Origin of the sequence: Cupriavidus laharis (assembly GCF_914271435.1) — a bacterium.
Taxonomy (GTDB): domain Bacteria; phylum Pseudomonadota; class Gammaproteobacteria; order Burkholderiales; family Burkholderiaceae; genus Cupriavidus; species Cupriavidus laharis.
In genome coordinates this window covers 445681-471250 of record NZ_CAJZAI010000003.1, presented here as the reverse complement: position 1 = coordinate 471250, position 25570 = coordinate 445681, and the positions used below count along the sequence as shown (strand labels likewise).

Annotated in this window: 23 protein-coding genes; all 23 read left to right on the top strand. The window is 65.7% G+C overall.

The window, feature by feature from the left end; genetic code table 11:
• The first annotated feature begins 50 nt into the window (after positions 1–50).
• Positions 51–629, top strand: a complete 579-nt coding sequence (locus tag LDO29_RS09425) for a UbiX family flavin prenyltransferase (RefSeq protein WP_224079518.1) — start codon at positions 51–53, stop codon at positions 627–629.
• 202 nt (positions 630–831) lie between these two features.
• The gene (locus LDO29_RS09420) at positions 832–2019 is read left to right on the top strand and encodes an FAD-dependent monooxygenase (RefSeq protein ID WP_224079517.1); all 1188 of its coding nucleotides are present in this window, start codon (positions 832–834) and stop codon (positions 2017–2019) included.
• Between the two features lie 68 nt (positions 2020–2087).
• Positions 2088–2606, top strand: coding sequence for a VOC family protein (locus tag LDO29_RS09415; RefSeq protein ID WP_224079516.1), 519 nt, complete (start codon positions 2088–2090; stop codon positions 2604–2606).
• Complete coding sequence (gene fahA, locus LDO29_RS09410; protein ID WP_224079515.1) at positions 2603–3934, top strand: fumarylacetoacetase; 1332 nt, start codon at positions 2603–2605, stop codon at positions 3932–3934. The genes LDO29_RS09415 and fahA overlap by 4 nt, the downstream gene beginning before the upstream one ends.
• The gene (locus LDO29_RS09405; RefSeq protein WP_224079514.1) at positions 3931–4701 is read left to right on the top strand and encodes an alpha/beta fold hydrolase; all 771 of its coding nucleotides are present in this window, start codon (positions 3931–3933) and stop codon (positions 4699–4701) included. Before fahA ends, LDO29_RS09405 begins: the two co-directional genes overlap by 4 nt.
• Before the next feature lie 37 nt (positions 4702–4738).
• A complete protein-coding gene (locus LDO29_RS09400; RefSeq protein WP_224079513.1) occupies positions 4739–5557 on the top strand; it encodes an FAD binding domain-containing protein in 819 nt (272 codons plus the stop codon).
• Positions 5558–5567: 10 nt separating this feature from the next.
• Positions 5568–6050, top strand: a complete 483-nt coding sequence (locus tag LDO29_RS09395) for an SRPBCC family protein (protein WP_224079512.1) — start codon at positions 5568–5570, stop codon at positions 6048–6050.
• The gene (locus LDO29_RS09390) at positions 6043–6549 is read left to right on the top strand and encodes a (2Fe-2S)-binding protein (RefSeq protein ID WP_224079511.1); all 507 of its coding nucleotides are present in this window, start codon (positions 6043–6045) and stop codon (positions 6547–6549) included. The genes LDO29_RS09395 and LDO29_RS09390 overlap by 8 nt, the downstream gene beginning before the upstream one ends.
• Positions 6546–8882: a xanthine dehydrogenase family protein molybdopterin-binding subunit gene (locus LDO29_RS09385; RefSeq protein ID WP_224079510.1), complete on the top strand. Its 2337-nt coding sequence runs from the start codon at positions 6546–6548 to the stop codon at positions 8880–8882. The genes LDO29_RS09390 and LDO29_RS09385 overlap by 4 nt, the downstream gene beginning before the upstream one ends.
• 8 nt (positions 8883–8890) lie before the next feature.
• A complete protein-coding gene (locus tag LDO29_RS09380; protein WP_224079509.1) occupies positions 8891–9616 on the top strand; it encodes an enoyl-CoA hydratase/isomerase family protein in 726 nt (241 codons plus the stop codon).
• 79 nt (positions 9617–9695) lie between these two features.
• The gene (locus tag LDO29_RS09375) at positions 9696–11261 is read left to right on the top strand and encodes a UbiD family decarboxylase (protein ID WP_224079508.1); all 1566 of its coding nucleotides are present in this window, start codon (positions 9696–9698) and stop codon (positions 11259–11261) included.
• A 77-nt stretch (positions 11262–11338) separates the two neighbouring features.
• Positions 11339–12244 (top strand): LysR family transcriptional regulator, encoded by a 906-nt coding sequence (locus LDO29_RS09370; protein WP_224079507.1) that lies wholly within the window; start codon positions 11339–11341, stop codon positions 12242–12244.
• 39 nt (positions 12245–12283) lie between these two features.
• Positions 12284–13303 (top strand): XdhC family protein, encoded by a 1020-nt coding sequence (locus LDO29_RS09365; RefSeq protein WP_224079506.1) that lies wholly within the window; start codon positions 12284–12286, stop codon positions 13301–13303.
• A gap of 342 nt (positions 13304–13645) precedes the next feature.
• Complete coding sequence (locus tag LDO29_RS09360; RefSeq protein ID WP_224079505.1) at positions 13646–13816, top strand: hypothetical protein; 171 nt, start codon at positions 13646–13648, stop codon at positions 13814–13816.
• 144 nt (positions 13817–13960) lie between these two features.
• Positions 13961–14422: a bacteriohemerythrin gene (locus tag LDO29_RS09355; RefSeq protein ID WP_224079504.1), complete on the top strand. Its 462-nt coding sequence runs from the start codon at positions 13961–13963 to the stop codon at positions 14420–14422.
• 51 nt (positions 14423–14473) lie between these two features.
• A complete protein-coding gene (locus LDO29_RS09350; RefSeq protein WP_224079503.1) occupies positions 14474–14986 on the top strand; it encodes a MarR family winged helix-turn-helix transcriptional regulator in 513 nt (170 codons plus the stop codon).
• Positions 14987–15353: 367 nt separating this feature from the next.
• Positions 15354–16673, top strand: coding sequence for a Rieske 2Fe-2S domain-containing protein (locus tag LDO29_RS09345; protein WP_224079502.1), 1320 nt, complete (start codon positions 15354–15356; stop codon positions 16671–16673).
• A gap of 78 nt (positions 16674–16751) precedes the next feature.
• Positions 16752–17741 carry an ABC transporter substrate-binding protein gene (locus LDO29_RS09340; RefSeq protein ID WP_224079501.1) on the top strand — a complete coding sequence of 330 codons (990 nt, stop codon included), beginning with the start codon at positions 16752–16754 and terminating at the stop codon, positions 17739–17741.
• 43 nt (positions 17742–17784) lie between these two features.
• Positions 17785–18645, top strand: coding sequence for a carboxylating nicotinate-nucleotide diphosphorylase (gene nadC / locus LDO29_RS09335; RefSeq protein ID WP_224079500.1), 861 nt, complete (start codon positions 17785–17787; stop codon positions 18643–18645).
• A 14-nt stretch (positions 18646–18659) separates the two neighbouring features.
• Positions 18660–19643: a PDR/VanB family oxidoreductase gene (locus tag LDO29_RS09330; RefSeq protein WP_224079499.1), complete on the top strand. Its 984-nt coding sequence runs from the start codon at positions 18660–18662 to the stop codon at positions 19641–19643.
• Entirely contained in the window at positions 19640–20869 is a 1230-nt protein-coding gene (locus LDO29_RS09325; RefSeq protein WP_224079498.1) for a Gfo/Idh/MocA family oxidoreductase, read from the top strand. The genes LDO29_RS09330 and LDO29_RS09325 overlap by 4 nt, the downstream gene beginning before the upstream one ends.
• Before the next feature lie 124 nt (positions 20870–20993).
• Positions 20994–21995 (top strand): Bug family tripartite tricarboxylate transporter substrate binding protein, encoded by a 1002-nt coding sequence (locus tag LDO29_RS09320; RefSeq protein ID WP_224079497.1) that lies wholly within the window; start codon positions 20994–20996, stop codon positions 21993–21995.
• Between the two features lie 168 nt (positions 21996–22163).
• Positions 22164–25565 (top strand): adenylate/guanylate cyclase domain-containing protein, encoded by a 3402-nt coding sequence (locus tag LDO29_RS09315; RefSeq protein WP_224079496.1) that lies wholly within the window; start codon positions 22164–22166, stop codon positions 25563–25565.
• Positions 25566–25570: the final 5 nt, after the last annotated feature.

The following is a 25570-nucleotide window of genomic DNA, read 5'->3' as shown; positions in this document are numbered from 1 at the left end:
GACCGGAGTGGCGGAGTATATGCCGCGACCGGCTTGTTTGGAGACAAAGGATGCAAGTTAATGCCACGCCGAACCGCCGTCTGGTGGTGGGAATAAGCGGCGCCTCCGGAGTTGCCTATGGCATCCGGCTGCTACAGGTGCTCAGGCAGATCGAGGTTGAGTCGCACCTGGTGATGAGCAAATCGGCGCAGGTGACACTGGCTCACGAGTCCAGCTACAGCGTGGCGGACGTCAAGGCACTGGCGAGCGTCAGCTATGCGAACACCGACATCGGCGCCGCCATCTCAAGCGGATCGTTTCCCGCGCTGGGCATGGTGGTAGCGCCTTGCTCGATCCGGACACTCTCCGAGGTGGCGACGGGTGTGACGAGCAGCTTGCTCTCGCGTGCCGCTGACGTCACTCTCAAGGAACGCCGGCGGCTTGTGCTGATGGTCCGGGAGACACCGCTCCACCTCGGCCATATACGCAGCATGGCCAGCGCCACCGAGGCTGGCGCCATTATCTATCCACCGGTTCCCGCGTTTTACGCGAATCCGCAAACCATCGAGGAAATGATCGATCATTCGATCGGGCGAGTGCTTGATCTGTTTGGCCTGGAAACCTCGCTGGTGCGGCGTTGGGGCACCTGAAACGTTTCCCCTCGGGGTTTTCACCGAGGCGTGATCCGATTATTAGATTTCCCTGATGATGCGATCGAAAATTGTTGCTTCTGCAGCGTGCCAAGTTGCATTAGAGTTTTGATCAGCCGAAGGATGTAGATTAACAATTAATCCCGTCCAAGCCATATCAAAATCGGCACATACCATCAAATGAAATCAGTCGGATTATCGAATGAAAATCATCATCGCAGGTGCCGGCATCGGCGGCCTCACGGCTGCCGCAGCCTTGCTTGACAAGGGTTTCCAGGTCACCGTCCTGGAACAGGCGCGGGCGTTGGGGGAGATCGGGGCAGGCGTGCAACTAAGCCCCAACGCGACGCGTGTGCTTTACCAACTGGGCGTCGGCAAGCTGCTCGAGCCGCTGGCTTGCGTGCCGCTCGGCAAGCGCGTGCGGTTGTGGAACACCGGGCAGACCTGGCCGTTGTTTGATCTCGGCGCCGCGTCGCGCGACATCTACGGCTACCCCTACTGGACCGTGCATCGTGCTGATCTGCACGAGGCGCTCGTCGCCGCCGTGCGTGCCATGTCGGCCGACGCCATCCGCCTCAACGAGAAGGTCGAAGAGATCGATCAGACCGGAGAATCGGTGACCGTGCGCACGGCGTGCGGCCATGTCTACGAAGGCGACATCCTGATCGGTGCCGATGGCGTGCACTCGCGCGTGCGCCGGGCACTGTTCGGCCCTGACGATCCCGTATATTCCGGCGTGATGGCGTGGCGCGGCGTGATCCGCGCCGATGCGCTGCCTGAGCACCTGCGCACGGCCTATGGCTCGAACTGGGTTGGCCCGGGCGCACACGTCATTCACTATCCGCTGCGCGGCCAGACCCTTGTCAACTTCGTGGGCGCAGTCGAGCGCGACGGCTGGACCACGGAATCGTGGACACAACAAGGTACGCGCGAGGAATGCCTCAACGACTTCGCCGGCTGGCATGAGGACGTGCAGACCCTCATCCGCGCGATCGAGACCCCCTACAAGTGGGCGCTGATGGTGCGCGAACCCATGACGCAATGGACTTCAGGCAACGCGACGCTGCTCGGCGACGCCTGCCACCCGACGCTGCCCTTCCTTGCCCAGGGCGCCGGCATGGCGATCGAGGATGGTTACCTGATCGCGCGCTGCCTGGCGCAATACCAGGGCGACCTGGCGCGCGCGCTCGCGCGTTATGAAGACCTGCGCCGGGAGCGCACTGCGCGCGTGGTGCGCGGCTCGGCCGCCAATACCCAGCGTTTCCACAATCCGGAACTCGCGCGCGCCGAAGGCGCGGCCGCCTACGTGGACCGCGAGTGGAGCGAGGAGCGGGTCAAGGAACGCTACAACTGGCTGTTCGAGTACAACGTCGATACCGTCGAGGTATAAGCGGCACCGCCGCCACCGGGAATGTCCGCCGGCCATGCCTGCCGGCGGCGCCCGCCAAGGAGTCACAAATGCCCCCACCCGCCCCCATCCTGGGCCTGCACCACTTTGCCTGGCGCTGCCGCAACGCAGAAGAAACGCGCGCATTCTACGAAGATCTTCTCGGCCTGCCACTGGTCCACGTCATCAAGCTCGACAAGGTACCGAGCACGGGCGAACACTGCCCCTACGTGCACCTGTTCTTCAAGCTGGCTGACGGCTCGAACATCGCCTTCTTCGACCTCGGCGACGACACCGCCGCCCTGCCCTCGCCCAACACGCCGGCCTGGGTGAACCACATCGCGCTGAGCCTCGGCTCGCTCGACGAACTCCATGCGATGAAGGCGCGGCTGGCCGCGCGCGGCGTCGAGGTGGTCGGCGTGACCGACCATGGCTTCGTGCAGTCGATCTATTTCTTCGACCCCAACGGCCTGCGGCTGGAGCTGACGGTGCCGGTGGCCCCGCAGGCCACGCTGGACGGCTACCACGAGAAGGCCCGCTCGCATCTTGACGCGTGGACCGCCTCGCGCCGCGGAGGGCCCGACGCATGACCGCCCTGAACCTGACGCACGATCCTGCCGCGCGCAGCTGGGTCGAGACCGCCAATGCGCCCGACGCCGATTTTCCGCTGCAGAACCTGCCGTTCGGCGCGTTCCTGCGCGATGGCGACGCCCGCACCGGCGTGGCTATCGGCGACCGCGTGCTCGACCTCAAGGCACTCCACGCCACCGGCTGGCTCGAGGGCGATGCCGCCCTGGCCTGCGCCGCCGCTGCCGGCGGCACGCTCAATCCGCTAATGGCGATGGCGCCGCGCTATGCGAGCGCCCTGCGCGCGGCGCTGTTCGACATGCTGTCGGCGAGCGGCACTCTCGCCACCCGCGTCCGGGAGCACGCCGAGGCCTTGCTGCCAGGCATGGAAGCGATGACGATGCGGCTGCCGTGCGAGATCGGCGACTACACCGACTTCCTGACCTCGCTGCACCACACCGAACGCCACGGCCGCTACAAGGGCCTTGCCGATCCGCTGCCGCCGGCCTTCAAGTCGCTGCCGATCGCGTACCACGGGCGTGCCTCGTCGCTGCGCGTCAGCGGCGGCGAGGTGCGCCGCCCGTGGGGCCAGTACCGGGATCCGGACGGCGCGGTGCGCTTCGGGCCGGCGCCGGCAATGGATTTCGAGCTCGAACTGGCGGCCGTGGTGGCCCGCGGCAATGCGCTGACGCAACCCATTGCGGTGGACGACGCGCGCGCCCATCTCTTCGGCTACTGCCTGCTCAATGACTGGTCGGCCAAGAGCATCCAGTGGTTCGAGCAGGTGCTCGGGCCGTTCCTCGGCAAGAGCTTCCACACCAGCCTGTCGCCGTGGATCGTCACCGAGGAAGCGCTGGCGCCGTTCCGCAAGGCACCGCCGGCGCGCGCGGGCGGGGATCCGCCGCTGATGCCGCACCTGCATGGCGCGCGGGACCAGGAGACGGGCGGACTGCACCTGACGCTCGAGGCGCGGCTGTCGACCGGGCATCTGCGCGCGGACGGCGCCCCCGCCATCGTGATTACGCAGACCCACCTGGACAACCTGTACTGGACCTTCGCGCAGATGGTCGCCCACCACACGAGCAATGGCTGCAACCTGCGCACCGGCGACCTGCTGGGTAGTGGCACGATCTCGGGCGCGGCCGACGCCGCGCGCGCCTGCCTGACCGAACTGACCAACGCCGGCAAGGATCCCCTGGTATTGCCGAACGGGGAGACCCGCACTGCACTCGAGGACGGCGACGAGATCGTACTGCGCGCCCGCGCCAGCGCTCCCGGCATGGTGTCGATCGGCTTTGGCGCATGCCGCGGGCGCATCGCGCCAGCACTCCCTTGGGGACTGGCGGCATGAAGCACAACGGCTACAAGCAATACGGCAACGGGCCGCGCAAGGTGATGTTGCTGTCCGGCTGGTTCGGGAGTTCCGCCGACTGGGCCCCGCTCGCGCCGGCACTCGATACCGACGCATACACCTACGTAGGCTTCGACTACCGCGGCTATGGCGAATCGCGCGACCGCGCCGGCGAGTTTACGTTTGCCGAGGCTGCGCAAGATGTGATCGCGCTGGCCGACCATCTCGGCTGGGCGCGCTTCAGCCTGGTCGGGCATTCCATGGGCGGCATGGCGATGCAGCGTGTGCTGCTGGCCGCGCCGGACCGCATCGAGCGGATGGCGGGGATCTCGCCGGTGCCAGCCTGCGGCTCGCGCATGGACGCCACGCGGCTTGCGGGCTTCGAGGCAGCTGTCCACGATGTTGCAAAGCGGCAGGCGATCATCGGCTACTCCACTGGCAACCGCCTCGCGCCGCAGTGGTGCGCGCATCTCGCGCGCGCCTCGATGGCATCGTCGCTGCGCGAAGCGTTTGCCGCATTCCTGCCACAATGGGCGACCCATGATTTTTCCGCCCAGGTGGCGGGGAATCCGGTGCCGGTGAAACTCTTCATCGGCGAGTTCGACCCTACCTTGACCCTGGCGCTGATGGAGCAGACCTGGTGCCAGTGGTACCCCAATGCCCGGGTGGAAGTGCTGGCCAACGCGGGACACTATGCGATGCATGAAGTACCCGCAGCCCTGGCCACCGCGCTGAACGTGTGGCTGGCGGAACAGCCGACCCGGTAGCAAGACGGGCAGCAGGCGCCGCCCAACGGAGAAAATGATGTACGAGACAAGTTACGTCCGCGCCACCAGCGTGGACGAGGCCGTCGCGTGGCTGCGCGAACAGGAGGAAGCGCGGCCGCTGTCGGGCGGGATGACGCTGATCCCGACGCTCAAGCAGCGCCTGGCCGCGCCCAGCCACCTGATCGACCTCACACGCATCGATGCGCTTCGTGGCGTATCGGTAAACGGCGACACGCTGCGGGTGGGTGCGCTGACGCGCCACGCGGAGGTGGCCACCTCCGAGGTGGTTGGCAACGCGATTCCCGCCCTGGCGCAACTGGCCAGCGTGATCGCCGATCCACAGGTGCGCAACCGCGGCACTATGGGCGGCTCGGTTGCCAACAACGACCCGGCGGCCGACTATCCGTCCGCCGTCCTGGCGCTCGACGCGCGCGTGGTCACGTCGTCGCGCACGATCGCCGCCGACGATTTCTTTATCGACACGTTCGAAACCGCGCTCGCGCCGGCCGAACTCGTCACCGCCCTCGAGTACCGCATTCCGCTGCGCGCGGCCTACGCCAAGTTCCGCCAGCCGGCATCCGGCTATGCGGTGGTCGGCGTGTTCGTGGCCGAGTATGCCGACGGTGTGCGCGTGGGCGTAACCGGTGCCGGCGCCTCTGTGTTCCGCTGGCGCGAGGCTGAAGCGGCGCTCGCACGCGAGATGTCCGAGGCCTCGCTGGCCACCGTCAGGATGGACCCTGCGCTATTGCCCGACGATGACAACGCGTCGGCCACATACCGCGCCCATCTGGTAGAGACCTATACGCGCCGGGCTGTCCAGGCGCTGCTGGCGCAGCCCCCGCGCCACGCTGACTAAGGAGATATGCATGGAATTCACGGGATCGCAAACCATTGCCGCGTCGCGCGAGCAGGTCTGGAAGGGACTGAACGACCCCCTGGTACTGCAGGCTTGCGTGCCGGGCTGCGAATCCTTCACCGCCGAGTCGGAGGATGAATTCAAGGCGGTGGTAGTGGCCGCTGTCGGGCCGGTCAAGGCGAAGTTCAAAGGTACGCTGCTGCTGTCCGAGCGGGACGGTCCCAACGGCTACCGGATCGCCGGCCAGGGAGAAGGCGGCATCGCGGGCTTCGGCAAGATGACGGCCGTGGTGACGCTGGCCGATGCCGACGAGGGTACCCTGCTGACCTATGTGGCCGAGGCCCAGGTGGGCGGCAAGCTCGCGCAGATCGGCTCACGGCTGGTGACGTCCGTCGCCAACAAGCTGGCCGCGGAGTTCTTCAAGCGCTTTAATACCACCATGAGTGCCACCATGAGCGCTGGCCAAGGCATGGAACAGGTGGGCCATGGCTGACATCGAACTGACGGTCAACGGCGTGGCGGTCCGGCGCGAGGTGCCGGACCACACCCTGCTGGTGGAATTCCTGCGCGAAACGCTGCAGCTCACCGGCACTCACGTCGGGTGCGACACGAGCCAGTGTGGCACCTGCACGGTCCACCTCGACGGCGCCTCGGTCAAATCGTGCACGGTGATCGCGGCGCAGGCCAGCGGTGGCGCGGTGACGACGGTGGAAGGCCTCAAGCCGAGCGAAGGCAAGGCGCTGCACCCCGTGCAGGAGGCCTTCGTGCAATGCCATGGCCTGCAATGCGGCTTCTGCACACCGGGGATGATCATGTCGGTCGACCATTTTCTGCGCCAGTCGCCCGACCTGCGGCAGGAAAGCATCTGCCACGCCCTGGAGGGCAACATCTGCCGCTGCACGGGCTACGTCAATATCATCGAGGCGGTGCGCCACGCCGCGGCCGCAATGTATCCGCAGGCAACCGTCACGGCAACGGAGGAAGGCGCATGATCGGCAAGCCGGTTCCCCGCAAGGAAGATACCCGCTTCGTCACCGGGCGCGGGCAGTACACCGATGACATCAATCTCGATGGGCAACTCTATGCGGCCTTCCTGCGCTCGCCGCACGCGCATGCGGCGCTGCGCTCGGTCGACGTGGCGGCCGCGCGCGAGATGCCGGGCGTGGTGGCGGTGCTGGTCGGCCAGGATTATCTCGACGACGGCTTCATCGGCGTCGACCACGTGCCCAACCCGGTCGACGCGATCGACCACACCAGGAAGGCCTTCCTGACCTCCGAGACCGGGGAGATCTTCAACCAGCTCCACATTCCGCTGCCGGTCGACCGCGTGCGCTATGTCGGCGAACCGATCGCGATGGTCATTGCCGATAGCGTGCTCGCCGCGCGCAATGCGGCCGAACAGATCGAGGTCGACTTCGAAGAGCTCGGTGCGGTGGTCAACGCCGCCGATGCGATGGCCGACGGCGCGCCGCAACTGTGGGATGGCGCCCCGCGCAACCTCTGCTTCCAGACCCAGATCGGCGACCGCGACGCGGCGCGCCGGATCATCGCGGGCGCCCACCATGTGGTCTCGCGCGAATTCCACCACAGCCGCATCGTCAATTGCCAGATGGAGCCGCGCGGCGCGATCGGCAGCTGGGATGCGGACAGCGGCGTCTATACGCTGATCTCCGGCAGCCAGGGCGCGGTGCGGCAGAAGCTGTGCCTGGCCGGCGCGCTCAAGGTCCCGCCCGGGCAGGTGCGCGTGGTATGCCCCGATACCGGCGGCGGCTTCGGCCCGCGCTCGTTCATCTACGTCGAGCAGCTTGCCGTGGTGTGGGCGGCCCGCCGCATCGGGCGCGCAGTCAAGTGGACCAGCGACCGCAGCGAGGCCTTCCTCTCGGACTACCAAGGCCGCGACCAGATCATCCATTCGACCATCGGCTTTGACAAGGATGGCCGCATCCTGGCGATCGACAATGAATGGACGGGCAATGTCGGCGCGCACACGGTGTCCTACGTGCCGATGTCAAACGGCACGCGCATCATGACCACTGTCTATGATGTGCCCGTCGCGGCCGTCCATATCAATGCGGTGCTGACCAACACCGTGCCGACCGCCCCCTATCGTGGCGCCGGCCGCCCCGAGGCGACCCACGTGATCGAGCGCATGCTCGATATCGCAGCGGCTGAAATGGGCATCGGGCGCGACGAGATCCGCCGCCGCAATATGGTGCCGCATGAGAAGCTGCCGTACCGCAGCCCGATGGGCCTGACTTACGACAGCGGCACCTTCCACCGCAATATGGAGCGCGCCCTCGAGCTGGCCGAGTGGAACAGCTTCGAGACGCGCCGCGCGCAGTCGCGCGCTTGCGGCAAGCTGCGTGGCATCGGCCTGGCCAACTATATCGAGTCGCCGGTCGGCGCACCGCGCGAACGCATCGAGCTGACGGTGCTGCCGGAGGGCACCGTCGACGTCGTGTCCGGCACGCAATCCACGGGACAGGGGCACGAGACCACCTTCGCCCAAGTCGTCGGCGAGTACTTGGGCGTGCCCATGGATGCCGTGCGGCTGCGCACCGGCGACACGGCCTTTGTGAGCGTTGGCGGCGGCAGCCACTCGGACCGCACCATGCGGCTGGGCGGCATGCTGCTGGTACAGGCCTCGGGCAAGATCATCGAGACGGGCAAGCAGGTCGCTGCCAGCCTCCTTGGCACCGTGGCCAACGATATCGACTTTGCCGGGGCACGCTTTACGGCGCGCTCTTCCGGCCGCAGCACGGGGCTGTTCGACGTTGCCGCGCATATCGCAGCCGATGGCCTGCCCGGCGACGCCGGTACGCGGCGCTTGTGGGCCGACGCGGAAGTCGCCGTCCGCGTGCCCGCGCATCCGACAGGCGCGGCCGTCTGCGAGCTTGAAATCGATCCGGACACTGGGCTCGTGGAGCTCGTCAACTACACCTCGGTGGACGACGTGGGGCAGCCGATCAATCCGCTGATCGTGGAAGGCCAGGTGCACGGCGGGCTCGCGCAGGGAATCGGGCAGGCACTGTCGGAAGGCTGTTACGTGGACCGCGAGACCGGCCAGGTGTTGACCGGCTCCTACATGGACTACGGCATGCCGCGCGCGGGCGTGATTCCACCGCTGCGCGTGGAGCTGACCGAGGATCCGACCCACGGCAACCCGCTGCGGGTCAAGGGCGGCGGCGAGAGCGGCATCACGCCGGCAACGGCCACTATCTACAATGCCCTGGCCGATGCCTTGCGCGAGTTCGGCAGCGAGGAACTCGCAATGCCGGCCACGCCGAAGGTGGTCTGGGCCTATATTCACCGTCAGGTACAGTGAGTTCCACAATGACGAATACCCACGTAGACATCCAGCACAACGGCGACTGGCTTGATATCGTGCTCGACCGGCCCGACAACGGTAACCTGATCGACTCGGTTATGAGCAAGGCCATCATCGCAGCCATTGGCGCGCTGGAAGACAGCATCAAGCTCGTGCGCCTTCGCAGCAGCAGCAAGGACTTCTGCCTCGGCCGGGTCTCGCCGATGCCGCCGCAGGGTGCCAAGCCTTCGGCGGAGACGCTGCGCCGCGTGGTCGCCGCCCCGCCGCTCGCGCTGTACGACGCACTCAAGGCGGTGCCGGTGCCAACCGTGGCGATCGTGTCCGGCCAGGCGCTCGGCGTGGGTTGTGCGCTGGCCGGCGTCTGCGACCTCGTGCTCGCGGCCGACGATGCGATCTTCCAGATCCCGGAAATGGAGCGCGACATCCCCCCTACCCTGGTGATGTCCGCGCTGATCGGCCGCGTGCCGGTCAAGACCGTCGCGCACATGGTGCTGAGCCGCCAGCGGCTCACCGCCGACGAGGCACGCCAGGCGGGGCTCGTCAGCCGCGTGGTACCGGCGGCCACGCTCGACGGCGAGGCCGCCCACCTCACCGACACGCTGCTCGGTTGCAGCGCGGTGACGCTGCGTGCCGTCAAGCAATTCCTGCAGCTGGCACCCGAGATGCCGGCGTCCGGCGCCAGCGGCTTTGCCGCGCACCTGGCGGCGACGGCGCTGTCCGCACGCTTCTAAACATATCAGCGAGCCCCGTGAGCCGGTGGCCCGCACACGCACCACAGTGGCACGATGCTTCGTGCCTGGAGGTTTGGCTTTGAGACCCACTACCAAGATTTCATCCACCGCGCAGGGCGCACCGCTGCCCGACCTCGAACGCTTCCGCCTGCGCCGTTTCCTCGAAGCGCTTGACGACAGCGAAGTGGAACGCCACGAAGCGCCGGTCGATCTCGCCGACGTTGCCGCCATGATGGAAGGCAATCCGCGCGCGGTCTGGTTCATGCGGCCGGGCAGCGGCGACATTTCGCTGGCCGGCAGCGTGGCAGCGAGCCGCACGCGGCTCGCCCGCGCCTTCGACACCACGCCCGCCCAACTGCTTGACGTCGTGCGCGAGCGCCTGCGCGTCAAAGGCCAGCTCGTCGAGGTGACGCGAGACGAGGCGCCCGTGCAGCAGGTCGTCCTGACCGGCGACGACTGCGATTTCACCGCGCTGCCGGTGCACCTGCAGCACCACCTGGACGGCGCCCCGTATATCTCCGCGTCGATCGACTTCGCGGTCGACCCGCAGACGGGCTGGACCAACGTCGGCATCCGCCGCCTGATGCTGCGCGGCCGCCGCACTGCGGGCGTCGATCTGGTGGCGCCTTCCGACCTGCGCGCTATCAGCATCGCGCACTCGAAGCGCGGCGAGCGGCTGCCGATCGCATTCGCCGTCGGCACGCATCCGGTCGACCACGTCGGCGCGACCATGCGCATTCCCGCCGACGAACTCGAACTGGTAGCTGCGCTGCGCGGTGCGCCGATGGGCGTGGTCAAGTGTGTGACCAACGACCTGCTGGTGCCGGCGGATGCCGAGTTCATTCTCGAGGGCTATCTCGACGAGCGCGGCCATGCCGAGCCCGAAGGCCCGTATGGCGAGTTCCTCGGCTATTACGGCGGCGTCAAGACCAACCCCGTGTTCCATCTCACCGCGATCACGCACCGCCGCGACGCCGTGTTCCAGACCTGCACGATCGGCGGCAAAACCATGTCGCGCACCGATACCGCGCAACTGGCGGCGCTGCGCACCGAGGTGACAGTCTGGCGCGCGCTCGAGACAGCCGTGCGCGAAGTGAAGGCGGTTTACGCCAGCCCGGCAACGGGCGGCATGTTCAACGTGCGGATCGCCATGCAGCAGCGCGTGCCGGGCGAGGCGCGCAACGCCATCGCAGCGGTGTTCGCTTCGCTTGCCAACGTCAAGCACGTGTTCGTGGTGGATACCGACATCGACGTGTTTTCCGAGGAGCAGATGGACTGGGCGCTGGCCACCCGCTTCCAGGCCGACCGCGACCTCATGGTCCAGGGTGGCATGCGCGCGATGCCGCTCGACCCGTCGTTGCATGGCGCTCACCAGACGGCCAAGGCGGGCTTCGACCTCACCCTGCCGCTGCTGCGGCCCGGCGAGGTACGCTCGCTCGAACACCGCGTGCCGACACCACCCGCCTACGCCGGTGCCCGCTTCGATTCTCTCGAGGCGGCGCTGGCCGACGGGCCCAAGCATTTCGTCGATCTGATGGCCGCGACAGGAACACGCGACGGCCGCGAGATCGTGCGCTGGCTCGAGGACATTGCGCGCACGCGCACCTTGCTGCGCGACGACGAAGGACGCTATCGGTTCGACTGACCGGCGATCTGGCGAGGGGGCAAGCGGATAAAATTGTGAGCCGGGCCAATGGCACGGCTCACGAAGGATGGTAACGAATGAATTTGTCCCTGAAGCAACTCAAAGTATTCCTCGGCGTGGCAAATACTTCGAGTTTCACGAAAACCGCGCAAGCCATGCACCTGAGCCAGGCAGCACTCAGCGCGACGATCCGGGAACTTGAATCGCAACTCAACTGCCGCTTGTTCGAGCGTACCACCCGCACTGTGATCCTCACCGAGGCGGGCCATCGCTTTTACCCGACCGCGAATAGCGCCGTGCAGATGCTCGAGAAGGCCGCCATCGAGCTTCTCGAACTGGGTCGACAGAAGCAAGCATCGCTGTTCCTCGGCTGCACGCCGATGATTGCCGCCGGCCTCATGCCGCAGGTGCTTGCACAGTTCGCACGCCTCTACCCGGCCTCGCGCGTCGAACTTGTTGACAGCACGCCGAGCGAGCTGCTCAAGATGGTGGAGGACGGCGACCTCGACGCAGCCTTTGGCGTGTTCTTCTCGCAGCTGTCCGGCATCGACCGCGTGCCAATCTTTCCAACGCGACTCGTCGCCGTAATGTCGGCCGACGACCCGCCGGGCACGCTCACCAGCACGCAGGCGAGCCTCAGCTGGCGGGCGCTCGAAGGACTGCCGCTGATCGCGCTCCCGAAGGACAGCCCGCTGCAACGGCTGGTGGAGGTAACGCTCTCCAAAGAGGAAATCACGATGGAGCGCCGCGCGGTCGTGGGCCACATGCAGACCGCCATCGCCATGGCTGACGGCGGCATGGGCATTGCCATCGTCCCATCGTTCTGCGAGCAGCTTTGCCGCCACTTCCGCGTGCGCGTGCTGCCGATCGTGCCCGAAGTCGAATTCTCGTTCTACCGCATCACGCGCGGCGGGCGGGAGTCGCTCGCGGTACTGGACGAATTTACAAAGATATTTGTGCAAGCGGCACAGCGCCAGCCTTAAAGCCGGAGCGATGCGCCGCGCGCCGGAAGGAGCAAACTCTTGGAGCCTGTAGATCTTGATGTCCTGCGCGCCGCGTGGCGCTGGTTGCGCGAGTCCCGGAAACTCGTGCTGGTGACGGTGGTGCGTACGTGGGGCTCATCGCCACGTCCTCCGGGCGCGATGATGGCCATCCGCGATGACGGCATGGTCGCGGGGTCGGTGTCGGGCGGCTGTATTGAGGACGACCTGATCGACCAGGTGCATCGGCTTGGCGTGGAAGCTCTGACGAACGGCGGGTTGCCGCACCTGACGGCTTACGGCGTTGACGCGGACCAGGCGCACCGTTTCGGACTTCCATGCGGCGGTACATTGGAACTGGCATTCGAGTTGTTGCAAGCGCCAGAGGCGCTTGACCAACTTGTGGCGCGCCTGGACGCACGGCGGCCGACCATGCGGGTGCTCGATCTGGCCACCGGTCGCGCAGACTGCTTCGATGCCAGCGTGCATCGGGGGGTACAGTGCGACGGCAAGACATTGTCGACCGTGCTGGGTCCCGCGTACCGGCTGATCGTCATCGGGGCGGGTCAGCTTTCCCGCTATCTTTGCCAGAGCGCGGTGGGTCTGGGCTTCGACGTCACTGTCTGCGATCCGCGCGAGGAGTACGCCTTGGGCTGGGATGTTCCGGGGGCCCGCCTCGTGCGCGGTATGCCGGATGATGTCGTGGTCCAGTCGGCGCCCGATGCGCATACCGCCATCATTGCACTGACGCACGATCCCAAGCTCGATGATCTGGCAATCATGGACGCCCTGCGGTCGCCAGCATTCTATGTCGGGGCGCTAGGGTCGCGCGCTAACAATGCGAAGCGCGTTTCCCGCCTGCGTGAACATTTCGCGATGTCAGAGGTTGAGCTTGCAAGGCTGCATGGGCCTGCTGGAATCTATATCGGTAGCCGGACACCGCCGGAGATTGCGCTGTCAATTTTGGCAGAGATCGTTGCGGTGAAAAATGGTCTTGCCGGGGATGCCCGCATCAGTGTTGCAGTTGGTAAAAGTGGCGGAAATTGCAAGGTGGAAAGCTAAAGCGAGAAAGCTCCGCGGTCGCACCTCGGGTCTGCAACGAGAACAGCCCGACGTACGATCCTCGCTCCACCCGGAATAGCCTCTTTTCCAAGGCTCCAGTCGAATGGCGGACGCCGTGCCACCCGATGGCTTCGACGCAATCGCCCCCATGCCCGAAACCCCCATCAAGACATCCAAGCGCGTCTTCGAGATCTTCGAGGCGTTTGAAATCGCTCAGGGCCCCATGGCGCTGAAGGACTTCACCGAGCGCTTTGGTTATCCCCCCCCTCGAGTGCCTCGGCACTACTCAAGAGCCTGGTAGCGCTGGACTATCTCGACTACGACCGGTTCTCGCGGACGTACATGCCCACCAAGCGCATTGCCTCACTGGGTAACTGGAGCAAGCTGGAAGCGGAACGCTTTGCGGAACTGCCGTCACATCAACGCGACGCTCGCCAGGCGTGGCGCGATCAGCGATTGATGCAATTGATGGCCCACAAGCGCAGCGCATCAACCGGGTATGCCAGCGATTGAGTGCTCCCCAGGCCGATTCTTCCCACTTGATTGACTCGTCGCACACATGCGCAGTCAGGTGCGCTTCTCGCTGTGCTTGTTATCGTTGCCTACGGAACCTGCCCGCCCTATAATGCTTAGGTGCCTAACAATATGGATGGAGACATGATGGCAGCGCACAATCCAATGTACTGGCACGACGGGCTACTGGTCGGTCATTCCGCGATTGACGATGAACATCGCCGGTTTGCGGCACTCATCCAGTCGCTGCGCGAAGCGCCTGTTGACCGCCTGGCGGAGATGCTGGAAGAACTGCTGCAGTTGGCACGCGCGCATTTCCTGCACGAGGACGGCCTGATGGAGGCAACGGCCTTTCCGCCGCGCAAGTGCCACATTGGCGAACATGCAGCCGTGCTGGCCTCGATATCCGGTGTGCAGGCAAGGCTCGTACGCGGGGAGGTCGCGGTGGTGCGCCGGCTGGCGGAGGAACTGGAGCACTGGTTCCCCGCGCATGTCCAGCACCTGGATTCGGCGCTGGCGCACTGGATCTGCAAGCAGCAGGTCGGCGCCAAGCCGGTCGTCCTGCGCAGGAACGTGGCAGCCCGTCCCGCCGCGGAGGCCGCGTGAAGCACAGGCAAGCCATGGCAGAATACGCCTTTGCCCTTGCTTCCCGCCCTTATGCCGAAAGCCTCTGAACTCAGAGAACAGGAGATTGCCCAGCGCGTCCTTCGCCGCTGGCACGACGACGTGCCCAATGATCGCCTTGCACACCTTGTGAAAGACGCGACGCGGGTCTTCCTGCGCGCACTGCAGCACCGGCTCTCCCAGCATGACGTGCAGCTTGGCCATTGGACCTTCCTGCGCATTCTCTGGGAACGCGACGGCATCACCAAGCGTGAGCTCAGCATCGAAGCGGGTGTGATGGAGCCGACCACATTCGCAGCCTTGCAAGCCATGGAGGCGCTCGGCTATGTCACGCTGGAGCGCCGGCCGACCAATCGCAAGAACATCTATGTGTTCCTCACGCCATTGGGCAAGCGGCTGCGCAAGACGCTGGTGCCGTTGGCCGAAGAGGTCAATGCGGTGGCGGTCCAGCATCTCGCCGCGGAGGATGTCGCCACCACGCGCCGCGCGCTGCTGGTGATGATCGACAACCTGACTCGCGACCAGCAAGGTATCGAGCAGGCGTAAGCGACTACGCGTCCGCATAGGGGCTGCGGCTGGCAGTCCTGTTCCTCCAACACATCTCCAGCCGCTCCCCGTCCCCCCTCCCCCTCTCAATCTTCCCGACTGCGACCCGCTTCGCCGCCGGCGCTTCCTCGCCCTTCCGCCGGGCATCTGGCAAGCCGATGCCTTGCTTCCCGTCCGGCCGCGCGCACGTGGCTGTGATGGCGCACCCCCTTTTTTATTAGTTACCTAAGTATTTTCCCTTGGTTCCCCAATCTCGCCTTGCTGTCGATGTGCTCGCCGATTATTCTTAGGTAACTAAGTATTTTCAAGCAAAGCCAGAACGCCAGACCGGCCAGCGCCCGGGATGCGATGGCCAGGAGCCCCCCAAATGATGACGAAGGAAGAAAACGATCTGTTGTGCCGTGTGGAAGGCGATGCCCCGATGGGGCAACTGATGCGCCGGCACTGGACGCCGGTTTGCCTGCTCGAGGAGGTGACCGAGCCCGATGGCACGCCGGTGAAGGCGCGCGTGTTCGGCGAAGACCTGGTCGTGTTCCGCGACAGCGACGGCCGCGTCGGCGTGATGGACGAGTACTGCCCGCACCGCAGGGCATCGCTGGTCTTCGGCCGCAACGAGGAAGGCGGCCTGCGCTGCCTTTATCACGGCTGGAAGATGGATGTGGAGGGCAACGTGCTGGAGATGGTCTCCGAGCCCGCATCCAGCGGCATGGCGGAGAAAGTCAAGCACAAGGCCTATCCGGTCAAGGAATGGGGCGGCATGGTGTGGGCGTACATGGGACCGGCGGACGCGGTGCCGGAATTCGTGCCGCCACGCTGGGCGCCGACCGAGGACGCCCGCGTCAGCATCGCCAAGGTGCTGCTGCCCTGCAACTGGGCCCAGGTGCTGGAGGGCGCGATCGATTCCGCGCACAGCTCGAGCCTGCACAGTTCGGACATGGTGCCGGCGCGCGTGGACGGCGCCAAGGCAACCGACAGCCTGTGGCTGCGCCCTTCGACCGACAAGGCGCCGCGGCTGCAAGTGCAGCGCGGCGGCTACGGCTTCCGCTACGCCGCGATCCGCAGGCCGATCCAGCAGGCGCAGACGCATGACTACGTGCGCTCCACGGTTTTCGTTGCGCCGGCGACCGCGCTGATCCCGCCGAACAACCTCTACAACGTCGCCAACATCAACGTGCCGATGGACGACACCAACACGGCGTTCTACTTCATCGCCTGGGGCCATCCGGCGCAAACGCCCGAAACGGAGACGTGGCGCAAGTTCCTGCGCCAGACCGTCGGCGTGGACCTGGACGCCTACTACCGCCCGCTGCGCAACATCGACAACCGCTTCTGGCAGGACCGCCAGGCGATGAAGACGGGCAACTTCACCGGGATTGCCGGCTTCCCCAACCAGGACGTCGCGATGTGGCTGACGATGGGCCCGATCGCCGACCGCAGCCACGACCGGCTGGGCGCGAGCGATCTCGCCATCGTCGAGTTCCGCAAGCAGATGCTGGATGCCGTCCGGGCGTTCCAGCAAGGCGGCGAAGCGATCGGCACGGGCGCCAACGCGATCCCGGACAACGTCTGCGCGTTCCAGGCGGTGGTGCCGAAGACCGATGACTGGCGTACGTTCAACGTGCAATACGTCTGGGCCGGCGGGCAGGACCAGCCCGAGCTGGAGCCGTCGTACTCCGTCACGGCGTGAGGCGCACATTCCCCCCCATCGCCCACATCACCCGCTGACCGCCACCCGCATTCCCCCGAGCCCCCCACTCCGTCACCGATGACCAAACTCCGCCTCTCCGTCGCCATGGGCGACTATGACCGTACCCGCGCGCTGCTCGATGGCCGCGTCCAGATCGACGGCGTCGATCCCGTCTACATGACGCTCAATCCGGAGGAAATGTTCTTCCGCGCCATGCGCAGCCAGGACTTCGATATCAGCGAGCTGTCTTTCTCCAGCTACCTGGTCAGGCACGCGCGCGGCGATTGTCCGTACATCGCGGTGCCCGTGTTCCTCTCGCGGGCGTTCCGCCACACCTCCATCTACGTGCGCAAGGACCGTATCGGACGTCCCCAGGACCTGAAAGGCTGCCGCATCGGCATTCCCGAGTACCAGCTCACCGCGATCGTGTGGGCGCGCGCGATCCTGCAGGACGACTTTGGCATCCACCCGTCCGATGTGACCTGGGTACGCGGCGGCATCGATACGCCGGGACGTCCGGAAAAGGTGAAGCTGCAGCTTCCCGCCGATGTCCGCGTGGAAGCCGCACCCGAAGGCCGCACCATCTCCGACCTGCTGGACAGCGGCGAGATCGACGGCTTCATCGCGCCGCGGCCCCCGGGCGCGGCGGCGCTGCGCAACGAGAACGTAGGCTGGCTCTTCGACGATCCGACCGCCGAGGCGAAAGACTACTTCCGGCGCACCGGCGTGTTTCCCATCATGCATGTGGTGGGCATCCGCAAGACCCTCGCCGAGGCGCAGCCGTGGCTGCCGGGCGCCGTCTTCAAGGCGTTCAGCCAGTCCAAGGCCCACGCGCTGGCGCAGTTGTCCGATACGTCCGCGACCAAGGTGACGATGCCGTTCGTCGAGGAAATGCTGAAGGCCGCGCGCGAGACGCTGGGCGAGGACTACTGGTCGTACGGCGTGCAGGCAAATCTGCGCACGCTGGAGACGTTCTCCCGCCATCACCATGGCCAGGGCCTGTCCGACCGCCTGGTGCCGGTGGAGGAGATGTTCCATCCCTCCACCTACGAGTCCTACAGCATCTGACGAACGCGCGGGCGCCCCCTGCCCGCGACCTCCAGGAGCAAAGATGTTCGAGTACAACGAAACCCTCGAGCAGGCGCTGCGACGCAACGTCGACGACGCGCTGCGCGAGGACATCGGCCGCGCCGACTGGACGGCGCAGCTCGTGCCTGCGGCCAAGCGCGTGCAGGCGCGCGTGGTGGCGAAGGAAGACGCGGTGATTGCTGGCCAGCCGTGGTTCGACGCATGCATGACGCGGCTCGATCCGGACGCGTCGATTGCATGGCGGATTGCCGAGGGCGAGACCGTGCTGGCCGGCGCAGAGGTCTGCCGTATCACCGGAGACGCGCGGGCGCTGCTGTCGGCCGAGCGCCCGGCGCTGAATTTCCTGCAGACGCTGTCCGGCGTCGCCACCGTGACGCGCCGCTACGTCGAGCGGATCGCCGGGGTGTCGCCCAATCCGAATGGCTGCGCCATGCTCGACACCCGCAAGACGCTGCCCGGGCTGCGCCTGGCGCAGAAGTACGCGGTCCGCGTGGGCGGCGGCGTCAACCATCGGCTGGGACTGTGGGACGGCATCCTGATCAAGGAGAACCATATCGCCGCGGCCGGCGGCGTGCGTGAGGCGCTCGAACGCGCCGCGCGCCTCGGCGCCGATGTGCCGGTGCAGATCGAAGTGGAAGACCTGAAGGAACTGGCGGCGGCACTGGCCGCCGGGGCTACCAGCATCCTGCTGGACGACTTCACCCTCGACGATATGCGGCGGGCCTGCGCGCTGAACGCCGGGCGGGCGCTGCTGGAGGTCTCGGGTGGCGTCGACCTCGAATCGCTGCCGGCCATCGCCGCCACCGGCGTGGACCGGATTTCCAGCGGCAAGCTGACCAAGGACGTGCGCGCGATCGACCTGTCGATGCGCATCGTCGACTGACAGGAATGCGCATCATGACTACCACTCCGCTCCATCCAGAGCCCCACGCAGACACGCCGATGCAACTGCGCATCGCGCGCATCCGCGACGCCGCGCAAGGCATCCGCAGCTTCGAATTCGTGCAGGCAGACGGCACCGAACTGCCGCCGTTCACGCCGGGCTCGCACATCAAGGTGCAGGTGCCCAACGGCATGCTGCGTAAGTACTCGCTGTGCAACGACCCCGCCGAGCGTCACCGCTACGTGATCACCGTGAAGCGCGACGAACAGGGACAGGGTGGTTCGAAGAGCCTGTGTGACGACGCCAGCGAAGGCGACCTGATCCCGGTCGGCTTGCCCGACAACGCCTTTCCGCTGCAGGAGGATGCCAAGGCATTCGTCTTCATCGCCGGCGGCATCGGCATTACGCCGATTCTCTCGATGATCCGCAGCTTCGACGAGCTTTCCACCGCAAAGTGGCGGCTCTATTACTTCACGCGCTCGCCCGAGAGCACCGCCTTCCTGGAAGAACTGCAGACGCCCGAACTCAAGGGAAAGGTCAAGATCCACCACGACTACGGCGATCCTGCCAGGGCCTTCGATCTGTGGTCGGTGCTCGAGCGTCCGAGCGACACCCACGTCTACTGCTGCGGCCCGCGCGGCCTGATGGAGGCGGTGCGCGACATGTCGGGGCACTGGCCCGCCACCCGGATCCATTTCGAGAGCTTCAATGAGGGCGGCGGCGTGCGCGCCGATGACAAGCCGTTCGACGTGGTGCTCAGCCGCAGCGGGCAACGCTACGAAGTGCCGGTCGGCGCGAGCATCCTGAACGTGCTGCGCCAGCATGGCTGCAATGTGCCATCGTCCTGCGAGAGCGGCACCTGTGGCACATGCCGTACCGGGCTGGTCTCTGGCGAGGCGGACCATCGCGACATGGTGCTGATGCCGGAGGAGATGGACCATCAGGTGATGATCTGCGTCTCGCGGGCAAAGTGCGCCGAACTGGTGATCGACCTATGAGCGCCAACGCAACCCGGCACGTGCGCCTGGGCGTGGTCGGGCTCGGCCGGGCCTTCTCGCTGATGCTGCCTACGTTCCTCGCGGACCAGCGCGTGCGCCTCGCCGCCGCCTGCGATCCGCGCGAGGCGGCACGCCAGCAGTTCGCGCGCGATTTCAATGCGCCCGTCTATGCGGACCTGGCGGCGATGGTGGCGTCGCCCGACCTTGACGCCATCTACATCGCGAGCCCTCATCAGTACCATGCTGCGCATGCGTGCCTGGCGGCGGAACACGGCAAGCACCTGCTCGTGGAAAAGCCGATGGCGATCTCGCTGGCCGAGTGCGACCAGATCATCGCGGCTTGCGGGCGCGGCGGCGTACGGATGATCGTGGGGCATTGCCACAGCTTCGATTCGCCATACCTGCACGCGCGGCAACTGATCGCGTCGGGGCGCTTCGGCGCGGTGCGCATGATCCACGCGCTGAACTACACCGACTTCCTGTATCGCCCGCGGCGTCCGGAAGAATTGCAGACGGAAGCCGGCGGCGGCGTGGTATTCAGCCAGGCCGCGCACCAGGTCGACGTGGTGCGGCTGCTGGCAGGCGCACCCGCCACACGCGTGCGCGCGACACTGGGCAGATGGGATCCGGCCCGACCGACCGAGGGCGCCTATGGCGCCATGCTCTGGTTCGAGGACGGCGCCTACGCGTCGCTGACCTACAGCGGCTATGGCCGATTCGACACGGACCCGTGGAACGGTGGCTTCAGCGAAATGGGCTTCGCCACGCGCGAGGAGGACTACGGCCGCGCGCGGCGCAAGCTGGCGTCGATCGGCTCGGCGGACTCGGAGGCGCGCCAGAAGGCGGATGGCACCTACGGCGGCCCATCTTGGCAGGCCCCGGGTGGCATGGAACGCGCGCTCGCCAACCAGCATTTCGGCCCGGTCATCGTGAGCTGCGAGCATGCCGATATCCGGCCGATGCCGGATGGCATCTGGGTCTACGCCGACTCGCAGCGCGAGCACATCCCCCTGCCGGCACCGGCGGTGCCCCGCTTCGAAGTCATCGACGAACTGGTCGATGCCGTCGTCCGTGGCCGCGAGCCACTCCATGACGGCGCGTGGGCGCGCTCCACGCTCGAGGTCTGCCTGGCGATGCTGACCTCGGCGCGAGAGGAGCGGGACGTAACGCTCACGCGCCAGGCGAGGGCCTCGCCATATCCGGCCGACGTTTCACCGGCCGCCTGAACCCATGGCTGGCCCAAGACCACCATCGGGATAACCCCCGCGCAGCGAGCCCACGAATGCCGTCGTCAGAACGGCATCGCCAAGGACCGCCGCATGCACTACGATCGTAAAGTGGAGACAACACATGAACCGCCCCCAAACCCGGCTTGCACGACGCAGGCTTTGCCTCAGCCTGGGCCTCGGCCTCACCGCAGCACTTGTTCCCGCATTGACCGTGGCCAGTACCGATGCCTGGCCCACCAAGCCCATCCGCTTTATCGTTCCCTATGCGCCCGGAGGCTTGCCGGACACCGTAGCGCGCGTACTGTCCCAGCAACTCACCCAACGCCTGGGCAAGCCGGTCGTCGTTGACAACCGGCCCGGCGCCAATGGCGTGGTCGCCGCCCAGGCGCTCATGACGAGCCCAGCCGACGGCTACACGTTCCTGGTGACCGACGGCTCGATGATGTCCATCAATCCGGCGATTTACAAGAACCTGTCGTATGAACCCAAGCGCGATTTCGTACCCGTCTCGCTTGCCGCCCGGTCCCCGCTCTTCCTCGCCGTCAATGCACGTGTTCCAGCCAACTCACTCAACGAGTTTGTCGCGCTGGCGAAATCCAAATCGGGCGCGCTGAACTATGGCTCTTCCGGCATTGGCAGCACCCATCACCTGTCGATGGAAGCACTGAAAACCGCCCTCAATGTGGATATCAAGCACGTACCGTTTCGTGGCTCCGGCCAGTCCGTTCCGGCTTTGATCGGGGACCAGGTCCAGGTGGTGTTTGCCGCCTTGCCTTCGCTATCTGGCTTCGTCAAATCGGGGCAAGTCAAGATTCTCGGCACCAACTCCCTGAAGCGCTCCGATCTCGCGCCGCAGATTCCGGCGATCTCCGAGTTAGTGCCAGGTTACGACTTCGCCGTGACGGTCGGGTTGCTTGCCGCAAAGGGAACCCCGGACGCCGTAGTTAAAAAAATGGCCAACGCGGTTTCCGAGGCAGTCAAGATGCCCGAGGTGGTCTCGCAGTTCCACGTTGCCGGTATCGAACCCGTGGGAGGATCCAGCGCGGACTATGCGAAGGTCATTGCCGACGAGGCGGCACGCTATGCGCAGACCATCAAGGTTGCGCATGTCGTTGCCGAGTAGGTAATCGAAGTGGGGCGACGGCGTCGTCGCGAGCTGGAATATATTCGTTACGGCACCAGCGAGAGGCTCCTGGACATCGATACTTGAGGTGCGACCGCAAGTACGTCCTTGCGTGGGAAGGCGGCGGAGCCTCTAATTAACCACAGGAGGAGGTTCCAAGGAGGTTCCATGCCGCAATGCACAAAATGTGGTTCCGAGAACGTGGTTGGAGCCAATTTTTGCCAGCAGTGTGGTACGAGGCTGGCCCGCCCCTGCGCGCGCTGCGGGCACACACTGGAGCCGGCGGCACGCTTCTGCAGTGCGTGCGGCACACCCGTCGACGAAGTGCCGCAAGTATCGTCCGCGCCCCCCATTCATTACACCCCGCCCCACCTTGCCGAGCGCATCCGGGCCGAGCAGGCGGCCATGGAAGCCAGGGGCGCCACTGCCGGGGAGCGCAAGACCATCACGGCGCTGTTCGCGGACATGGCCGGCTCGACGGCGCTGATCCACGACCTGGATCCGGAAGAGGCACGCCGCCTGATCGATCCGGTCGTGGCCCTGATGATGGAGGCCGTGCACCACTATGAGGGCTACGTCGCCAAGTTGCTGGGTGACGGCATACTGGCCCTTTTTGGCGCACCGATCGCCCACGAAGACCATCCACAGCGTGCCCTGTATGCCGCGTTGCGCATGCAGGAGGCAATGCGGCGCCACAGTGACCGCATTCGCCTGGAGCAAGGCATCCCCCTCCAGCTTCGGGTGGGTATCCACACCGGAGAGGTGGTCGTGCGTTCCATCCGGCGGGACGACCTGCACACTGACTACGATCCGGTGGGTCACACCATCCATATCGCCTCGCGAATGGAGAGCATCGCCACCCCTTCGACGATTCTCGTGAGCGATTCGGTCCGCAGGCTCACCGAGGGGTACTTCGACTTCAAGGCCCTGGGGGCAACCCAGATAAAGGGCATTCCGGAGCCGCTCGCCGTGTACGAGGTGCTGCGCCCAGGGGCGTTACGCACACGCCTGCAAGTGTCGCAGCGTCGCGGTCTGGCGCGATTCGTCGGGCGCCAGACCGAACTGGCGCAATTGCATGGCGCCCTGGACCGGGCCAAGGCAGGAAGCGGGCAGATCGTTGGCGTGGTCGGCGAGGCCGGGGTCGGAAAGTCCCGCCTGTTCCACGAGTTCAAGGCGCTGTCACAACGCGGCTGCATGGTGCTGGAGACCTTTTCGGTCTCGCACGGCAAGTCCTTTGCCTATCTGCCGCTGATCGAACTGGTGAAAAACTACTTCCAGATCGAAGCAGACGACGATGAGCGCAGGTGCAGGGAAAAGGTGGCGGGCCGGGTGCTGATGCTCGACCGCACACTCGAAGATCTCTTGCCCTACCTGCTCCATTTGCTCGGTATCGCCGACCCGGGCTCGGCACTACCCAATATGGATTCGGGGATCCGTCGCCAGCGCACCTTCGAGGCCATCACTCGCCTGCTGGTCCGTGAAAGCCACAACCAGCCGCTCCAACTGCTGTTCGAAGACCTGCAATGGCTGGACAATGAAACTGAGACCTTCCTGGATGTGCTCGCCGAGCACCTGGCAGGCGCCCGCATTCTGCTTCTGCTGAATTACCGTCCCGAGTATCAGCATGGCTGGAATCAAAAGCCCTGCTACACGAACCTCAGGCTGGATCCGCTGGGCAAGGTCGAGGCCCAGGAACTGCTGGCGGCCCTGCTCGGGGATGATCCCGCCCTGATGCCCCTGAAGGCGCTCATCATGGAGAAGACGGAGGGCAATCCATTCTTCATGGAGGAGGTGGTGCAGACCCTCTCCGAAGAGAAGGCATTGCTGGGCGATCCTGGCCATTACCGCATCGAAAAAACCCCCACCGCGCTGCATATCCCGACCACGGTACAGGGCGTACTGGCCGCTCGCATCGATCGGCTGCCCCATGCCGAGAAGGACTTGTTGCAGAGCCTTGCCGTGATCGGGAAGGAGTTTTCCTTGAGCCTGGTCCAGCGGGTCGTCACGCAATCGGAAGACCAGCTCCGCCATCTGCTGTCACGACTGGAAGCCGGCGAATTCATCTACGAGCGGCCGGCCTTCCCCGATATCGAATACACCTTCAAGCATGCGCTGACCCAGGAAGTCGCCGGCAACTCCTTGCTGACGGAACAACGCACCGCCCTGCACGAACGCACGGCTCAGGCGATCGAGGCGCTTTTCCAGCATCAGCTGAAGGATTACTACAGCGAACTGGCACGGCACTATAGCCTTAGCGGAAATGAGCCGAAAGCCGTGGAATATCTGCAATGCACGGGACAGCAGGCCGTTCAGCGCTCAGCCTATGAGGAAGCCATCCGCCAGCTGACTGCAGCCCTGGCATTGCTCAGGCACCTGCCGGACAACCCGGAGCGCGACCGCCGTGAAATCGCCTTGCAGCTTGCCATCGGGCCAGCGTTGATTGCGGCCAGGGGATTTGCCTCTCCCGAGGTGGAGGAAGCCTACAGCCGCGCCCTGGCGCTGTGCGGCAAGCTCGGCGAAACCACCCACCTCTTCCCGACTCTGATTGGCCTGCGCAGCTATTGCTCCCTGCACGCGGAACACGCAAGAGCCTACAAAATAGGGAAGCGGCTGATCAGCCTGGCCGAGAAGGCGCAAGACCCGGATTTGCTCAGCGAGGCTCGGTCCTCGCTTGGAACGACCTTGTATTTTGCGGGCCGATTCAGGTCGGCAAATACCCTTCATGGCCATGCGATCGCGCTCTACACCGCGAAGCCGCTTCACGCCCATCTCACCTTCCATGGCGTCGCCCCGGAGATCCGTGCGTTCTCGGTTTCAGCCCTGACCCTTTGCACGCTCGGCTATCCCGACCAGGCCAGCAAGCGTGCACAGACATCCCTGATGCTGGCCCGGGAGCTTTCGCACCCCTTCAGCATGGGTCATGTCCTGTGCCTGGTGGCGGAGATGCACGTGTTGCGCCGCGAGCCGCGCCTGGCGCAAGAGTTAGCCGACGCAGCCATCGCGCTTGCGACCGAGCACGGCTTCCCCGTCTGGCTGGCCTGGGGGAAGATCCTTCGCGGCTGGGCACTGGCCGGCCTGGGAGGCCTGGACGAAGGCATCGACCTGATGCGCGAGGGGCTTGCAAATTATCTTGCCACTGGGGCAAAGCTCGGGCAATCGCACTTTCTGGCCCTGTTGGCGGAAGCCTATGGGCGTACGGGACGCATCGACACGGGCATGAGCGCCCTTGCCGACGCGAAAGCCATGGCAGAAACGACCGGAGAGCATTATTGCGAAGCCGAATTGCATCGGCTCGAGGGGCAACTCATACTGCATGCCTTGACCGCCGGGACTCGCACCAGGGATGAAGCGGACGCCGCCGCGTGTTTTGAGAAGGCGATCGCCGTCGCGCGCCAGCAGGGTGCCAGGTTGCTGGCGCTGCGGGCAAGCCTTGGCCGATCGCGACTCTTGCAGCGACAAGGCAAGACCGGCGCGGCAATCCAGAGACTTGACGAAGTCCATGGCGGGTTCACTGAGGGATTCGACCTCGCCGACCTGAGTGAGGCCAAAGCAATGCTTGACGGTCTTTAGGCATT

Excerpts from the sequence above, each read along its gene's own strand:
- LDO29_RS09340 (WP_224079501.1), top strand. The coding sequence starts at position 16,752 with ATGACCAAACTCCGCCTCTCCGTCGCCATGGGCGACTATGACCGTACC.
- LDO29_RS09395 (WP_224079512.1), top strand. The coding sequence starts at position 5,568 with ATGGAATTCACGGGATCGCAAACCATTGCCGCGTCGCGCGAGCAGGTC.
- LDO29_RS09425 (WP_224079518.1), top strand. The coding sequence starts at position 51 with ATGCAAGTTAATGCCACGCCGAACCGCCGTCTGGTGGTGGGAATAAGC.
- LDO29_RS09400 (WP_224079513.1), top strand. The coding sequence starts at position 4,739 with ATGTACGAGACAAGTTACGTCCGCGCCACCAGCGTGGACGAGGCCGTC.
- LDO29_RS09370 (WP_224079507.1), top strand. The coding sequence starts at position 11,339 with ATGAATTTGTCCCTGAAGCAACTCAAAGTATTCCTCGGCGTGGCAAAT.
- LDO29_RS09320 (WP_224079497.1), top strand. The coding sequence starts at position 20,994 with ATGAACCGCCCCCAAACCCGGCTTGCACGACGCAGGCTTTGCCTCAGC.
- LDO29_RS09415 (WP_224079516.1), top strand. The coding sequence starts at position 2,088 with ATGCCCCCACCCGCCCCCATCCTGGGCCTGCACCACTTTGCCTGGCGC.
- LDO29_RS09345 (WP_224079502.1), top strand. The coding sequence starts at position 15,354 with ATGATGACGAAGGAAGAAAACGATCTGTTGTGCCGTGTGGAAGGCGAT.
- LDO29_RS09315 (WP_224079496.1), top strand. The coding sequence starts at position 22,164 with ATGCCGCAATGCACAAAATGTGGTTCCGAGAACGTGGTTGGAGCCAAT.
- nadC (WP_224079500.1), top strand. The coding sequence starts at position 17,785 with ATGTTCGAGTACAACGAAACCCTCGAGCAGGCGCTGCGACGCAACGTC.
- LDO29_RS09355 (WP_224079504.1), top strand. The coding sequence starts at position 13,961 with ATGATGGCAGCGCACAATCCAATGTACTGGCACGACGGGCTACTGGTC.
- LDO29_RS09360 (WP_224079505.1), top strand. The coding sequence starts at position 13,646 with ATGCCCACCAAGCGCATTGCCTCACTGGGTAACTGGAGCAAGCTGGAA.
- LDO29_RS09325 (WP_224079498.1), top strand. The coding sequence starts at position 19,640 with ATGAGCGCCAACGCAACCCGGCACGTGCGCCTGGGCGTGGTCGGGCTC.
- LDO29_RS09420 (WP_224079517.1), top strand. The coding sequence starts at position 832 with ATGAAAATCATCATCGCAGGTGCCGGCATCGGCGGCCTCACGGCTGCC.
- LDO29_RS09405 (WP_224079514.1), top strand. The coding sequence starts at position 3,931 with ATGAAGCACAACGGCTACAAGCAATACGGCAACGGGCCGCGCAAGGTG.
- LDO29_RS09385 (WP_224079510.1), top strand. The coding sequence starts at position 6,546 with ATGATCGGCAAGCCGGTTCCCCGCAAGGAAGATACCCGCTTCGTCACC.
- LDO29_RS09390 (WP_224079511.1), top strand. The coding sequence starts at position 6,043 with ATGGCTGACATCGAACTGACGGTCAACGGCGTGGCGGTCCGGCGCGAG.
- LDO29_RS09330 (WP_224079499.1), top strand. The coding sequence starts at position 18,660 with ATGACTACCACTCCGCTCCATCCAGAGCCCCACGCAGACACGCCGATG.
- fahA (WP_224079515.1), top strand. The coding sequence starts at position 2,603 with ATGACCGCCCTGAACCTGACGCACGATCCTGCCGCGCGCAGCTGGGTC.
- LDO29_RS09350 (WP_224079503.1), top strand. The coding sequence starts at position 14,474 with ATGCCGAAAGCCTCTGAACTCAGAGAACAGGAGATTGCCCAGCGCGTC.
- LDO29_RS09380 (WP_224079509.1), top strand. The coding sequence starts at position 8,891 with ATGACGAATACCCACGTAGACATCCAGCACAACGGCGACTGGCTTGAT.